Annotated in this window: 11 protein-coding genes; 7 read left to right on the top strand and 4 right to left on the bottom strand. The window is 48.4% G+C overall.

Going from position 1 to position 13989, the window contains the following annotated elements:
• Positions 1–149 precede the first annotated feature (149 nt).
• The 5 genes from gyrA (at position 150) to B067_RS0112550 (ending at position 6942) form a co-directional block, all read left to right on the top strand.
• Positions 150–2792, top strand: a complete 2643-nt coding sequence (gene gyrA, locus B067_RS0112570; RefSeq protein WP_019530441.1) for a DNA gyrase subunit A — start codon at positions 150–152, stop codon at positions 2790–2792.
• A gap of 49 nt (positions 2793–2841) precedes the next feature.
• Positions 2842–3921 carry a 3-phosphoserine/phosphohydroxythreonine transaminase gene (serC, locus tag B067_RS0112565; protein WP_019530440.1) on the top strand — a complete coding sequence of 360 codons (1080 nt, stop codon included), beginning with the start codon at positions 2842–2844 and terminating at the stop codon, positions 3919–3921.
• Positions 3922–3932: 11 nt separating this feature from the next.
• Complete coding sequence (pheA, locus tag B067_RS0112560) at positions 3933–5075, top strand: prephenate dehydratase (RefSeq protein ID WP_019530439.1); 1143 nt, start codon at positions 3933–3935, stop codon at positions 5073–5075.
• 25 nt (positions 5076–5100) lie between these two features.
• Complete coding sequence (locus B067_RS0112555) at positions 5101–6003, top strand: prephenate dehydrogenase/arogenate dehydrogenase family protein (protein ID WP_019530438.1); 903 nt, start codon at positions 5101–5103, stop codon at positions 6001–6003.
• Between the two features lie 240 nt (positions 6004–6243).
• Positions 6244–6942, top strand: coding sequence for a transposase (locus tag B067_RS0112550; protein ID WP_019530437.1), 699 nt, complete (start codon positions 6244–6246; stop codon positions 6940–6942).
• A 10-nt stretch (positions 6943–6952) separates the two neighbouring features.
• On the opposite strand, the gene B067_RS21335 is transcribed toward B067_RS0112550, so the two are convergent.
• From B067_RS21335 to B067_RS0112530, 4 genes are read right to left on the bottom strand one after another with little or no spacing between them, the layout of a single operon-like run.
• A complete protein-coding gene (locus B067_RS21335) occupies positions 6953–7615 on the bottom strand; it encodes a DUF2894 domain-containing protein (protein WP_019530436.1) in 663 nt (220 codons plus the stop codon).
• Positions 7612–8250: an OmpA family protein gene (locus B067_RS0112540; RefSeq protein WP_019530435.1), complete on the bottom strand. Its 639-nt coding sequence runs from the start codon at positions 8248–8250 to the stop codon at positions 7612–7614. The genes B067_RS21335 and B067_RS0112540 overlap by 4 nt, the downstream gene beginning before the upstream one ends.
• Entirely contained in the window at positions 8250–10670 is a 2421-nt protein-coding gene (locus B067_RS0112535; protein ID WP_019530434.1) for a coiled-coil domain-containing protein, read from the bottom strand. Before B067_RS0112535 ends, B067_RS0112540 begins: the two co-directional genes overlap by 1 nt.
• On the bottom strand, positions 10667–11440 hold the full coding sequence (locus tag B067_RS0112530; RefSeq protein ID WP_019530433.1) for a DUF3348 family protein: 774 nt from the start codon (positions 11438–11440) through the stop codon (positions 10667–10669). Before B067_RS0112530 ends, B067_RS0112535 begins: the two co-directional genes overlap by 4 nt.
• A 394-nt stretch (positions 11441–11834) precedes the next feature.
• Here B067_RS0112530 and aroA point away from each other — a divergent pair, with 394 nt between their 5' ends.
• Together aroA and cmk are read left to right on the top strand one after the other, a co-directional pair.
• A complete protein-coding gene (gene aroA / locus B067_RS0112520; RefSeq protein ID WP_019530431.1) occupies positions 11835–13154 on the top strand; it encodes a 3-phosphoshikimate 1-carboxyvinyltransferase in 1320 nt (439 codons plus the stop codon).
• Positions 13155–13158: 4 nt separating this feature from the next.
• Complete coding sequence (cmk, locus tag B067_RS0112515; protein ID WP_019530430.1) at positions 13159–13848, top strand: (d)CMP kinase; 690 nt, start codon at positions 13159–13161, stop codon at positions 13846–13848.
• Positions 13849–13989 lie beyond the last annotated feature (141 nt).

Here is a 13989-nt window from a genome sequence, read left to right as displayed (position 1 = left end):
TGTTTTTGTTTGTCTATTTTATTGGTCTATTGATTAACTTATTGATTAGTCTATACCGGCCCTGATACCGGTGTGTATCAGGGGTGGGTAAAGCAGCGGTTGCAGTTAATCTGTGGTCGTTCAATTTATAATAAGGAACGCCGAGTTTTATGGGTGATATAAACAACGAAATCCTGCCAGTTAACATCGAAGATGAGCTGAAACAATCCTATTTAGACTATGCGATGAGCGTTATTGTTGGGCGAGCCTTGCCCGATGTGCGCGATGGTTTAAAGCCTGTTCACCGCCGTGTGCTATTCGCCATGAGCGAGCTTAACAACGATTACAATAAAGCTTATAAGAAGTCTGCCCGTGTGGTGGGTGATGTTATTGGTAAATATCATCCGCATGGCGACTCGGCGGTTTATGACACCATTGTTCGTATGGCACAGCCTTTCTCGCTGCGGTATATGTTGGTCGATGGCCAGGGTAACTTTGGTTCCGTGGATGGCGATTCTGCGGCGGCGATGCGTTATACCGAAATTCGTATGCGCAAACTCTCCCATGAGTTACTAGCTGATCTGGAAAAAGAAACCGTCGATTGGGTACCCAACTACGATGGCTCTGAAATGATGCCAGCGGTAATGCCTACTAAGGTGCCTAACTTATTAATTAATGGCTCCTCCGGTATTGCTGTGGGTATGGCGACCAACATTCCTCCCCACAACTTAAAAGAAGTGGTTACCGCTTGTTTGGCCTTAGTCGATAACGAGCACCTCAGTATCGATGAGCTGATGGAATATATCCCCGGCCCCGATTTCCCAACCGCCGCTATTATTAATGGCCGCGCCGGGATTCTGCAGGCGTATCGTACCGGCCGTGGCCGTATTTATATACGCGCCAGAGCCGAAGTGATACATGATGATAAGCGCAATAAAGATATTATTATTGTCCATGAAATTCCCTACCAGGTTAACAAGGCGCGTTTAATCGAAAAAATCGCCGAGCTGGTTAAAGAGAAGAAAATTGAAGGCATAGCTGAACTGCGTGATGAGTCTGATAAAGACGGTATGCGCATAGTGATAGAGATGAAACGCGGCGAAAGCGGCGAGGTAGTGTTAAACAATCTCTATCAACAAACCCAGCTAGAAAACGTGTTTGGTATTAACATCGTGGCGCTAGTTGATGGCCAGCCCAAACAGTTAAACCTGAAAGAATTATTAGAGCATTTTATTCGTCACCGCCGTGAAGTGGTGACGCGCCGTACCATTTATTTATTGCGTAAGGCGCGTGAGCGCGGCCATATTTTAGAAGGCTTGGCCGTTGCTATCTCGAATATTGATCCCGTAATCGCAATGATTAAAGCCTCTGATACAACAGCCGAAGCCAAAGAAAAGCTATCGGCAGCTGTGTGGGAACCAGGCGATGTATTGGGAATGTTAGAGCGTGCTGGCGAAGAGGCTTGTAGGCCTGACGATTTGCCGGCGCACTTTGGTTTCCGCGATGGTAAATACCGTTTGTCACCGGCGCAGGTACAGGCCATTCTTGATTTGCGTTTGCAAAAACTGACTGGCCTAGAGCACGAAAAACTTCTGAAAGAATACCAAGAGAAGTTGGACGAAATAGCCGAATACATCGGTATATTAGATGATACGCTGGTGTTAATGGCAGTGATACGTGAAGAGCTAGAGGCGATATTGGCTGAGTACGGCGATGAGCGTCGCTCGGAAATTATTGAGTCGCTACGTGATTTAACCACCGAAGATTTAATTGCCGAAGAAGATCGCGTGGTAACTATTTCACACGGTGGCTATGCCAAAACCCAGTCGCTTAGTGATTACCAAGCCCAGCGCCGTGGCGGCATGGGTAAGTCGGCAACGGCAGTGAAAGACGAAGATTTTGTTGAGCACTTATTGGTGACCAGCACCCACGATACCATTTTATGTTTCTCTAACGTCGGCAAAGTGTACTGGTTAAAAGTGTATCAAATTCCATTAGCGGGCCGTAACTCGCGTGGTAGGCCCATGGTTAACTTGCTGCCGTTGGGTGAGGGTGAACGAATTACCTCTATCTTACCGGTACGTGATTACACCGAAGGCTATTACATCTTTATGGCTACATCTTTTGGCACGGTTAAGAAAACCTCGCTAACTGATTTTGCCAGACAGCGTAGCGTCGGTTTACGCGCCTTAGAATTAGAAGAAGGTGATGTGTTAATAGGCACAGCGATTACCGATGGCGATTGCGATGTCATGTTGTTTAGTACAGCCGGTAAAGCGGTACGCTTTAATGAAAACGATGTCCGCGCCATGGGCCGTACCGCCAAAGGTGTGCGCGGCATACGCATGGATGAAGGCCAAAGGCTGATTTCCTTAATCGTGCCGAAAGAGGGTGGCCGCATCTTATCCGTTAGCGAAAACGGCTACGGTAAGCGCACCGAAGTGACTGAATACGCCACTAAAGGCCGTGGTAATAAAGGCATGATCTTTATGCAAACCAGCGAGCGCAATGGCGCTATGGTGGGAGCCGTTCAGGTATTTGAGGGCGACGAATTAATGATGATTTCTGATCAGGGCACTATGGTTCGTACCCGCACCGATGAGATATCCATCTTAGGCCGTAATACCCAAGGTGTACGCGTGATACGTCTGAAAGAAGGCGAGCATGTGGTGGGTATAGAGCGCATAGAAGAGCCCGACGAGATTATTGCAATTATCGAAGAAGGCGAACCTGCCCCCGCGATAAACCCAGAGCCTGCGGTAGGTGATGTGGACGGCGAAAGCGTAGATGCAAGCGAGCTTGGCGAAGAGTAAGCCAAGCCCGCGCTTAAAAAGTTTATTAATCTTATAGGTAGTAATTGATATGACACGACGTTTTAATTTTTGTGCAGGCCCTGCGGCATTACCTGAGTCCGTTTTACTACAGGCGCAGCAAGAGTTAGTCGATTGGCAGGGCGCTGGCCTTTCTATTATGGAAATGAGCCACCGTTCTTCTGAATTAGTAGGTATAGCCAATAAGGCCGAGCAAGATTTTCGTGATCTGCTCAATATCTCTGACGATTATGCCGTGCTGTTTTTACAGGGCGGCGCCAGCACCCAGTTTTCGGCTGTGCCGTTAAACTTATTAGGCGACAAAACCGGTGCTGACTATGTCAATACCGGCCAGTGGTCTAAAAAAGCCATTAAAGAAGCGCAGCGTTTTTGCGATGTTAATGTAGTGGCCAGCTCAGAAGATACCAACTTCACCACTATCCCTGCGCTAGATTCATGGCAGTTAAATAAAGATGCGGCTTATTTGCACTACACCCCTAATGAAACCATAGGTGGAGTAGAGTTTTTTGACGTGCCTAAGGTAGATGTGCCGCTAGTGGCTGATATGTCTTCAACCATTTTATCGCGCCCTATAGACGTCAATAAATTTGGTGTGATTTACGCCGGTGCACAAAAAAATATCGGCCCTGCCGGTTTAACCATGGTGATAGTGCGTAAAGACTTAATGGGTAACGCCAGCAATTACTGTCCAACCATGTTGGACTATAAAACCGCTGCCGATAACGACTCTATGTATAACACTCCGCCAACCTATAGCTTGTACTTGGCCGGTTTAGTGTTTGCTTGGTTAAAAGAGCAGGGTGGTTTGGCTGCTATGGAGCAATTAAACCGTCGTAAAGCTGAAAAGCTGTACGGTTATATCGATAATAGCGGCTTTTACGCCAACCCTGTTGAAATTAGCAGCCGTTCATCAATGAACATACCCTTTACCTTAGCCAGTGCCGATTTCGATAAAGCCTTCTTGGCTGAGGCCGATGAAATTGGTTTGCTAAACCTTAAAGGTCACCGCAGCGTAGGCGGCATGCGTGCCAGCATCTACAACGCCGTACCTGAAGAGGCGGTAGATACCTTAATTAACTTTATGAAAGACTTTGCTCAACGTAACGGATAAACCAATAAAAAATGAGTGATAAAGATCAGCTAGATGAAATAGCCAGTTTACATAGCCTAGATCAATTGCGTAAAGCGATTGATCAAGTGGATTGCAAAATCCAGGGCTTATTAAATCACCGTGCTAGGCTGGCCGAGCGAGTAGCAGAAGTTAAGCTCGCCGAGCTAACAGCCGAAACCGGCGAAGCTGATTTATCAAAGGTCATGTTTTATCGGCCTGAGCGTGAAGCGCAGGTGTTACAAAAAGTCATGGACAGAAATGAAGGGCCGCTACCGGATAAAACGGTAGCGCATTTGTTTCGCGAAATTATGTCGGCCTGTTTGGCCTTAGAAAAGCCCATGGAAGTGGCGTACTTAGGGCCAGAGGGTACTTTTACCCAAGCTGCGGCCATGAAACATTTTGGCCACGGCGTGATTGCCGTATCGCAGCCAGAAATTGCTAATGTGTTTGCCCAGGTTGAATCGGGGCAGTGCAACTATGGCGTGGTGCCGGTAGAAAACTCTACCGAAGGTATGGTTAATCATACCCTAGACAACTTTATTGATTCCCCTTTAAAAATTTGTGGCGAAGTGGCCTTGCGTATACAGCTGCATTTATTGGTGAATGAATCGGCTACCGCTAAAACCGTTAAAACCATCTGCGCCCACCGCCAAGCTTTGGCGCAGTGCCGGCAGTGGTTAGATAATAATTGGCCTGGCATAGAACGCCTGCCCGTTAGCAGCAACGCTGTAGCGGCGCGCATGGCCAAAGATGACCCCACTATTGCCGCCGTAGCTGGTGATATCGCCGCCGAAAAATACGGCTTAATGAAGCTGGCTTCCAGCATAGAAGACCTAGCCAATAACACCACGCGCTTTTTAATTATAGGCCGCGAAGATGTACCCGCTGGTGGTAACGACAAAACCTCACTGATTATCTCTGCCCATAACAAGCCTGGTGCTTTATTGCATTTGCTTACCCCCTTCGAGGAGGCTGGTATCAGTTTAACCCGTATCGATACACGCCCCTCGCGCACCCAAAACTGGGCCTATTTATTCTTTGTAGAGTTTGAAGGTCATCAGCAAGATCCAAAAGTTAAAGCGGTGCTGGACAACCTCATCGAGCAGTCGGTGATGTTAAAAGTGCTGGGTTCATACCCGGCCGCGGTACTGTAATTATTTTTGCAATAAGGTTTAGCCCATGGCCAACGTCAATCGTATAACGGTATTAGCGGTAGGTTTAATTGGTGGCTCCTTGGCAAAAGCCCTGCGTGCCAAAGGTTTTGCCCATGAGATCGTCGGTTGGGGCCGCAACGAACAAACCTTACAGCGCGCCATAGAGTTAGGCGTAATCGATAGCTACCAGCTAGACTTAGCCAAAGCCGTAGCTGGCAGCGACATCGTTGTAATCGCAACGCCCACCTTAATTGCCGTAGACATGCTGCAGCAACTGGCCACCTTAGTGCCAGAAAGCACGATTATTACCGATGTGGCCAGTGTTAAAGGCAATTTATTAATTGCTGCTAAAGAATTTTTTGGCAAAGTGCCGCCGAACTTAGTGTTGGGCCACCCTATAGCGGGCTCAGAAAAAAGCGGCGTAGAAGCCGTTAACGAAAAACTATTTATTAACCACCGCGTTATCCTAACCCCCTCCGAAGAAACCAGCATAGCCGCTATCTCTACCGTTACCGACATGTGGCAAGTCACCGGTGCCGATGTAGTGACTATGCCGGTGGATGAGCACGATGAAGTGTTGGCCGCCACCAGCCACTTACCCCATGTATTAGCCTACGCCCTAGTCGATGCTTTAGCAGGGCAAAAAGAACAACAAAATATCTTTAACTTCGCCGCGGGTGGCTTTAGGGATTTTACCCGCATAGCGTCTAGCGATCCCAAAATGTGGCATGACATAGCTTTGGCTAATGACAAAGCCTTGCTTAAAATGATTGATTTGTTTTCGGCGCAGTTGAATAGCTTACGTGATGCTATAGCTACTGCAGATAGTGAATCTATTACTGAGTGCTTTACCCGGGCCAAGGCAGCGCGGGATCATTTTTCGGATGTTTTGTCTAAGCAGCAGTTGGGGACGATTACGGACGAGTAGGGCTTAGTGAGCCTGTGATAAAAATGTTGCATAATATTTAAGTATTATCTCTCTATTGATTTTCTTGTTATCTGAAAAATAAGATTATTTCAATGTAGATTAAAAAGGACTTTATGAATGAAAAATAAAATATCTCTAATGTTTAGTGGGGTCAGATAAAACTTATCTGGTCTTTTCCTAAGGCTTAACGACCGTTAGAATAGTTAGATTCAACATTACACTGGTTACAAGGATGCAACCATGGCTAGACTTCCTAGAATATGCCCTTTGGGTATTCCTCAGCATGTGATTCAGCGTGGTAATAATCGACAGTTTTGTTTTGCTCAAGAGCAGGACTTAGCGTTGTATGCGAATTGGCTGGACGATTACGCTGCCGAATTTGGTGCGCAGATACATGCCTGGGTATTTATGACTAATCACGTGCATTTATTAGTTACGCCAACTATGCCTAATGCTGTCTCAAAAATGATGCAGGCTTTAGGGCGACGTTATGTAAGATACTTTAATAGTGAGTACGATCGTACTGGGACATTGTGGGAGGGGCGGTTTAAATCCAGCTTGGTTCAAAGTGAAACCTATCTACTGCAGTGTCAGCGTTATATTGAGATGAATCCAGTGAGGGCATTAATGGTCGATGATCCGGCTGAATATACGTGGTCCAGTTACCAATCTCATGCTCTAGGAAAAACAATTAAATTACATACTCCGCATGAAGAATATTTAAAGTTGGCGAAAGATGTGGAAACTAGGCAGAATCGCTACCGACAATTATTTAAAGACCATGTTGATAAAAACTTGATGGTAGATATTCGAGAAGCTTTGAACAAAGGCTTGGCACTTGGAAATGAAAAATTCAAGTCTGATATTGAAGCTTTATGTGGAAGAAGGTTACGGCCGGCAAGAATGGGGAGGCCGCAAATAGGAGAAAGTCTTATCTGACCCTACTTTACTACTTTCCCCCCGCATTCAAATAAAACATCGTATCTATTTGATTCACCATGCGCCGTAAATAATCCGGCGATATCGTCTGCATAGCGGTGAGTGTTTTAATTACCAGCCTATGAGCATTAAGCGGCCCCGCATCTTTAGGCACTTCGTTAATTACCTGACTAATAAATTTTTCGGTGTTGAGTTGGGTGATGGCGTCGCGGTATTGCTCGACTATGGTTTGTTGCGGTTGTTCGGTATAGCCGAATTGTAATGCTTTTTGTTCTTGCTGTTGTAGCATGCCGTCAAAGCTGCTGGCGGGCAGGGCGGTGCTGGTGCTTAGGTTTTTTCCGTTTAAGTATTGGCTGAGTTGCGCTAGCTCGGTTCTGGCGGCTGAGTGGTTTTCGCTGCTTTCACTGGGCGCTTTTTTATTGGCGAGTAGTGTTTGGTAATCTTCTAGTCCTTGTTGCACTTTACTTGTTAGTAACTGACTTAATAGCGGCTGGCTTTGTTGCGCGCGTTTAAGCAGTGCCTGTAAGTGAAAAAAACGGCTGGGGTAGTGTAGGTGTTGCTGGGCTTCTTGCAGTTGTTGCAGTGCTTCTTGCAGAGTCGCTGCCAAGCTGTCGCAGTTTTCTTCATTAGCGTTTGAGTCGCTATTGTTTTTGCTGTCGGCGTTTAGGCTCATTGTGCGGCTACGTGTTCGCTGTTTTTGGGCACGGGCGCGATTTCTACGCGGCGGTTTTTGGAACGGCCGTCTTTGTCGCTATTACTGGCTACCGGTTGCTGCGCACCAAAGGCGGCGGCGAATACCATGTTGGCAGGCATGCCTTGTTCTATTAGGGCGCGGGTAACGGTGAGGGCGCGTTGTGCCGACAGTTCCCAGTTGTCATCAAAGCGATTGTTACCTTGCTGTATGGGGAGGTCATCGGTGAAGCCGCTAACCATTAGTATTTCGTTGCGCTCGCTGAGGTAAACCTGCAGTGGCGTAACTAAGGTGTGTAGTAGCTCTCGCCCCTGTGCTTGTAGCTCTGCTGAGTTGAGTGAAAACAATACGCTGCCGCTAATGCCTATGCGGCCATTGTTAAGGGTTACGCGGCCGCTGGCTAATGGGTCGGCCAGTGCGGTTTCTAAGGCTAGGCGTCGTTGCTCGGAGGCTTGTCGTTTGGCGACTTCTTCTTCCAAGGTTTTGGATAATTCTAATTGAAAGCCCAATACCCAAATTAATAGCAAAACAAAAACGCCCACCAACCCGGACATAAGGTCGCCAAAGATGGCCCACACCGGTGGTGATTGTGAATCCTGATCGTTAAGCTGTGCCATTAGGTATCCTCTAGGGCGAGGCTAATTTGCTGCGTTTTAATTTCTCGCAGTTCATCAAACATGGCTTTTTGCGAAACAATACTGTGGTCTATTAAGTCACGGGCTTGCGCCACGTAATAGCCCAGTTGTTCATCGCTGCGTGCGCCGCTTTGTTGCAAACTGGTTTCTATGCGGCTGAGGCTGGCGATGAGATTGTTATTGGACTCATCAAAATGTTGCACGGCTAGGGTAAAGGCTTCGCCTAGGCTGGCCATTTCTATAGAGTTGCCGCTGAATTCGGTATTCACTTCAGCTAGCTGCGCTACTTGTTGCTCTACCTCTACGCCAAACTGTTCGCTGGCCTTGCTTAGCATTTGCTCGGAGGCGGTGATTAGCGTTTCTATAGACTGACGCTGATCGGTAGCGGTTTGTGCCAGTGAGGCAGAAAGTTTATCTAGCTCGGTCATAATGCCACTGCGTTCTTCTAATAGGGCGTTATCTTTAACCAGATTTTTAGAAATTTCGTTGCGCAGTTGTTCTATCACTTGCGCGGCAGCCTTGGGTGTTTCTGAGGCGGTTTCTATCAGGCGAGCCATAGGCGCTTCTAAACCTTGGCCTAAGGCGCATAGGTGCTCGCTGAGTTTGCCTTCTAACTGCCCCAATCGCTCTAGGGCCGCTAGGCCGCGTTGTTGTTCATCGTCACGCAGCTGGTTTAGGGTGCTTTGCAGGGTTTCGTTAAACTGTGTAGCACGTTGCTCGTTTTGATTTAGCCATGCTTGTTCTGACTCAGTTCTGGATTGGATTAGCTGATCTGCGCTGGCTAATAGCTTGCTGATTTCTGCTATGTTCTTTTCGGTATTACTGCCTAATTGCTCGGCCAGTTTTTCATTAAGCTGCGTGGCGCGCTGCTCGTAATGTTGTAGCCAATGCTGTTCCGCATCGGTACGGGTTTTGACTAGCTCTTCTGTGCTGGTTAGCAGCTTACTGATTTCGGTGATGTTTTGTTGAGTGTTGCTACCTAATTGCTCAGCCAGCTTTTCATTAAGTTGTGTGGCGCGTTGCTCATAATGGTTGAGCCAGTGCTGCTCTGCCTCGGCTCGGGTTTTAACGAGTTCTTCCGAGCTGGCGATCAGCTTGCTGATGGCACTTAACGATTTTTCTGTGCTGGCACTTAGCTGTGTGGTCAGTGATTCGCTGCTACTGCTAAGGCTGGCGCTAATAGCTTGTTGCTGCTCGCGGCTTTGTTGGTTGGCTTGTTGCCATTGCTCATTTAAGCCAGCGGTAGCTTGTGAAAATTCGCTAACAATGGTTTGCACCGAGGTTTGCTGTGCGTCTGAGGCCTGTTGCAGTTGCGCGACTAATTGCTGGCCAGCGTTATCAAATTGTTGATGGGTTTTTTGGTTTAGCTGTTCAAAGGTTTGCGCCCATTGCGCTAGTTTGGCTTCGTCGTGGGCTAGCTGTTGCTGCTGCCAATCGCTGCGCAATGTTGATAGCTGCTCTTGCACTGTGTCGGTTAGGGTTTTATGGGTGTTGCTAGTATTGCTGCTAATCTCTGCCATCATAGTTTCAATAATGGGTTTGATGTTTTCGCCTGCTAGCTTGCCGCTATCGGCCAAGGTTTGTTGTAACGATTTGTCTATAGAAAGCGCAAGCTCAGAATAATTGGCGGCAACTGAGCTGTGAAATGCCTGCTGCTGTGCTGTTAAACTTTGCTCTATCTTTTCACTCATGGTGATGAGTTTGTCGGCCAGAGTGTTGAGCTTGTCGGCGACATCGGGCAGGGCAGCGGCTTGTTGTTGTAGGGCGCTATAGGTTTGTTGCTTGCTGTGGTTTAAAGAGAATTCGCGCAGCTCGTTATGGATATTACTATCTAAAGTTTCGGTAGCTTGGATTCTTTCGCTGCGGCTTAAAGTAGACATTAAACCCAGCATGGCCGAGGCGGCAACACCCGCTACCGACGTACCAAAGGCTAAACCCAAGCCCTGTATAGGCGCGGCTAAACCAGCGCGTATGGCTTGTAGTTCGCTAGTGCCTTCTAGGGCGCTAACTGCACCTTGTAAGGTGGCTACCATACCTAAAAACGTACCCAATAAACCCAGCATCACTAACAGGCCAATTAAATACGGGCTAACAACAGGGGCAGGTAAGCCTACGCTTTCGCCGCTAATGCGAGCGCGTACGGCATTTTTTAAGGCGGGGTGTAATTGGCTTAACCATAGGTCTAGGTTATCTACCGCGCCGTTAATTTGTTTAAGTGCATGGCTTAAGCTAGCGGTTTGCTTTCTATAATGAAACAGTTCAAATGCACCGATTAAATAGGCGAGGCCAATTAACAGCGTGACGATTAAGGCTAAGCTATTTGTGCCTATAAAACTGGCGCCCATCCAGACAATGGCGAGGCCGCCCAGCAGCAACGCGCTGTAAAATAATACTCTAGTCATGGTTTGTTGTTACCTGTAGTTGCTGGAGTTACCTGTTGGTTAAGTGCTTCGATTAGGCCATAAGTGGTTTGTAATCGTGCATCTAATTCGGTGAGTAGTAATTGCCGTAACTCTTGGCAAAACTGTTCTATAGCTGCTGATATGGCATCGTCTGCAATTGCATCGTGTTGCTCGCTACTATCAGCTGCTGAAAATTGTTGCTGCCAGTGTTGGTAGCGCTGAGCTACGACTGCTGGTATTTGGCTATAGGCTTTGCGTAATTGGCCGCTGAGGATTTCCTGCATGGCCTTGTCTAAAGTACAAAGTTGTTTAAGTGCGGGCGAGCAGTCGGTGGCTGCATCTCTTACTAAGCTGTGTAAGCTGTAGGCTTTACTGGCCAGCTCTGTTTGCATGGCGATATAAAAACGCTGATACAGTACCTGGGTGCTTTTGCTATCGAGAAAACTGTCGGCATCAACCTCGGGCAGACGAAAGCGTCTACGGGTTTCGCTGTTATCGAAGCACTTGCCTATAAATTGAATCAGCTCGTTATGCTGCTGCAAAAAATCTGCTTGTATGGCCTGTGCTTTCTCGCTGCTAGGGTTGCTACTATTAATGACGGGTTTAAGCGGCAGGGCTGACAAGACTAAGGAGCCGGGCAGGCCTATCAGTTGGCCTACGCGTTCGGCAAAGTTTTTATGGCTGGGGGCTTGGCTGTTAAAGCCCAGCTCAGCTAAATGGTGGCTGAGCCTAGAACCATTGCGGGTAGCGTTTAGTGCGGGTTTAGTCATAAAACAGAATTACTGCCGTACCAGCTAATGTAAGCCAATGGGTTGAGGGTTGTTGAGTTAATTCAAAAAGAAGCGGGCAAACAACCGGGGAGGGTGTTGCGCTTGGTTGCTTTTTGTACATGTCTGCGTTTTTTCTGGGGGAGCATTATCGCTTTTTGCTGCTGATTATCAAGCGCGCATTTGCGGGGCTGTATTGTGCAATTATTGAGCGCCACTATTTGCCTAACAGTTGCTGAGTGCGTTCCTCTAGCAAATTCAGTACAATTTGCGCCTTGATTCTCTGCTGTGCCAAATGTCGCAGCTACTATTGTATGAATAGCGTGTGAAATGTTGCGTTAAACCGCGCAAGAGATCACTACTACAAAGCATCGCTTACTAAAAGGTAACTCAGCCCGTGAAATTTATAGCCAGCCCCGGTGGGCAGCAACTGTTTGGCGACATTCGTGTAGCCGGTGATAAATCCATCTCTCATCGTTCTATTATGTTGGGCTCTTTGGCCGAAGGCGTCACCGAGGTGACAGGCTTTTTGGAGGGCGATGATGCGCTGGCAACCTTAAATGCCTTTCGCGCCATGGGTGTGCAAATTGACGGCCCGGTGGAGGGCAAGGTCACCATACATGGCGTGGGCTTGCACGGCTTAACCGCGCCAGCCGGTGATTTGTATGTAGGCAACTCGGGTACCTCTATGCGCTTGTTGGCCGGTATTGCGGCTGGCCAAAACTTTACTGTGACTATGACTGGTGATGTATCTTTATCTAAGCGCCCCATGGAGCGTGTTGCCACACCTTTGCGGCTAATGGGGGTAGAGGTTGAAACCCAGGAAGGCGGTAGGCCGCCCTTGGTGATTAAAGGTAAGGGTAGCTTACGGCCCATACACTATGATTTACCCATGGCCAGTGCCCAAGTTAAATCCTGTGTGTTATTAGCGGGGCTATACGCTGAGGGGCAAACCTCAACCACCGAGCCTGCCCCCACCCGCGATCACACCGAGCGCATGCTCAATGGTTTTGGTTATCCGGTAACGGTGGATGGTGCGACTGCCAGCCTGCAGGGCGGCGGCCAGTTAACAGCTATGGCTATCGATGTCCCCGCCGACATTTCTTCGGCGGCGTTTTTTATGGTGGCGGCCAGCATTACTCCCGGCTCGGTGATTATGTTGCAACATGTAGGCATTAACCCCACCCGCGAGGGCGTCATTAATGTACTGCGTTTAATGGGCGCTGATATCACCCTATTTAATGAGCGAGTAGTGGGTGGCGAGCCCGTGGCCGATATACGGGTGCGCTCATCTGAGTTGATAGGTATAGATATACCAGCAGATCAAGTACCGCTGGCGATAGATGAATTCCCAGTATTGTTTGTGGCGGCCGCCTGCGCGCAGGGCACTACCACTTTAACCGGCGCCGAAGAGCTGCGGGTTAAAGAGAGTGACCGCATTCAAGCTATGGCCGACGGCCTGCACATTTTAGGTGTTGATGCCCAGCCTACGGCTGATGGCATAGTGATACAGGGCAGGGGTGCTGAAGAGGTGGTGTTTGGCGGTGGCGAGATAGAAAGCCATCACGATCACCGTATTGCCATGTCTTTTGCGGTAGCGGCCTTGCGGGCTAGCGAGACTATTACCATTAATGGCTGCGATAACGTGGCCACGTCCTTCCCTAATTTTGTCGCCTTGGCGCAAAAGGCCGGTTTTAAACTTGAGCAGGTTGATTAGCCCTATGGCAGAGCAAGGTGAATTTAAGCAGATTGTTACCGTCGACGGCCCCAGTGGCTCCGGCAAGGGTAGCCTGTGCCAGTTGTTGGCGAAAGAGCTGGGTTGGCATTTATTAGATAGTGGCGCGCTATACCGCATAGTCGGTTTAGCGGCGCAACAGCAGGGCGTGAGCTTTGACGATGAGGTGGCGCTGACGCAACTGGCGGCTCATTTAAATGTAGAGTTTAAGCCTGGCCCGCCGGGTGAGCCCGCTGCGGTATTGCTGGATGGCCAAGATATTAGCCGGCAGGTGCGTGCCGAAACCACCGGTGCGCTGGCTTCAAAAGTGGCGGTTTATAATGGTGTGCGCGATGCCTTATTAGCCTTGCAGCAGAGCTTTGCGAAAGCGCCGGGCTTGGTGGCCGATGGCCGCGATATGGGTACGGTGGTGTTCCCCCATGCGCCCACTAAAATTTACCTCACTGCCAGCGCCGAAGAGCGCGCCAGTAGGCGCTATAAACAGTTGAAAGAAGCGGGCCAAAGTGTTACTCTCGCCGCGCTTTTGGAAGACATCCACGCCCGTGACGATCGCGATATGAATCGTGAAGTCGCGCCGCTAAAGCCTGCAGTTGATGCTGTCGTTATTGATAGCTCTGTAATGGGTATTAAAGATGTTTACAATCAGGTGATGATTGAGATTAATAAATCTCTTTAAGTGGCTGAGTATCAAAAGATTTTTAACCTCTACGTTCATGGCTCAATATCAGTTATTGCCGCTACGTAGGTTTTATTAAAATGGCCCATGTGTACTGATCATATGGAGAACGCAAATTACTCAAGCCCCTAGTGGCTGATA

It is taken from the genome of Dasania marina DSM 21967, assembly GCF_000373485.1.
In the GTDB taxonomy this organism is placed as follows: Bacteria; Pseudomonadota; Gammaproteobacteria; order Pseudomonadales; family Dasaniaceae; genus Dasania; species Dasania marina.
The sequence above is the reverse complement of the archived record's forward strand: the minus strand, read 5'-3'. Positions and strand labels throughout refer to the sequence as shown.

Excerpts from the sequence above, each read along its gene's own strand:
- gyrA (WP_019530441.1), top strand. The coding sequence starts at position 150 with ATGGGTGATATAAACAACGAAATCCTGCCAGTTAACATCGAAGATGAG.
- serC (WP_019530440.1), top strand. The coding sequence starts at position 2,842 with ATGACACGACGTTTTAATTTTTGTGCAGGCCCTGCGGCATTACCTGAG.
- pheA (WP_019530439.1), top strand. The coding sequence starts at position 3,933 with ATGAGTGATAAAGATCAGCTAGATGAAATAGCCAGTTTACATAGCCTA.
- B067_RS0112555 (WP_019530438.1), top strand. The coding sequence starts at position 5,101 with ATGGCCAACGTCAATCGTATAACGGTATTAGCGGTAGGTTTAATTGGT.
- B067_RS0112550 (WP_019530437.1), top strand. The coding sequence starts at position 6,244 with ATGGCTAGACTTCCTAGAATATGCCCTTTGGGTATTCCTCAGCATGTG.
- B067_RS21335 (WP_019530436.1), bottom strand. The coding sequence starts at position 7,615 with ATGAGCCTAAACGCCGACAGCAAAAACAATAGCGACTCAAACGCTAAT.
- B067_RS0112540 (WP_019530435.1), bottom strand. The coding sequence starts at position 8,250 with ATGGCACAGCTTAACGATCAGGATTCACAATCACCACCGGTGTGGGCC.
- B067_RS0112535 (WP_019530434.1), bottom strand. The coding sequence starts at position 10,670 with ATGACTAGAGTATTATTTTACAGCGCGTTGCTGCTGGGCGGCCTCGCC.
- B067_RS0112530 (WP_019530433.1), bottom strand. The coding sequence starts at position 11,440 with ATGACTAAACCCGCACTAAACGCTACCCGCAATGGTTCTAGGCTCAGC.
- cmk (WP_019530430.1), top strand. The coding sequence starts at position 13,159 with ATGGCAGAGCAAGGTGAATTTAAGCAGATTGTTACCGTCGACGGCCCC.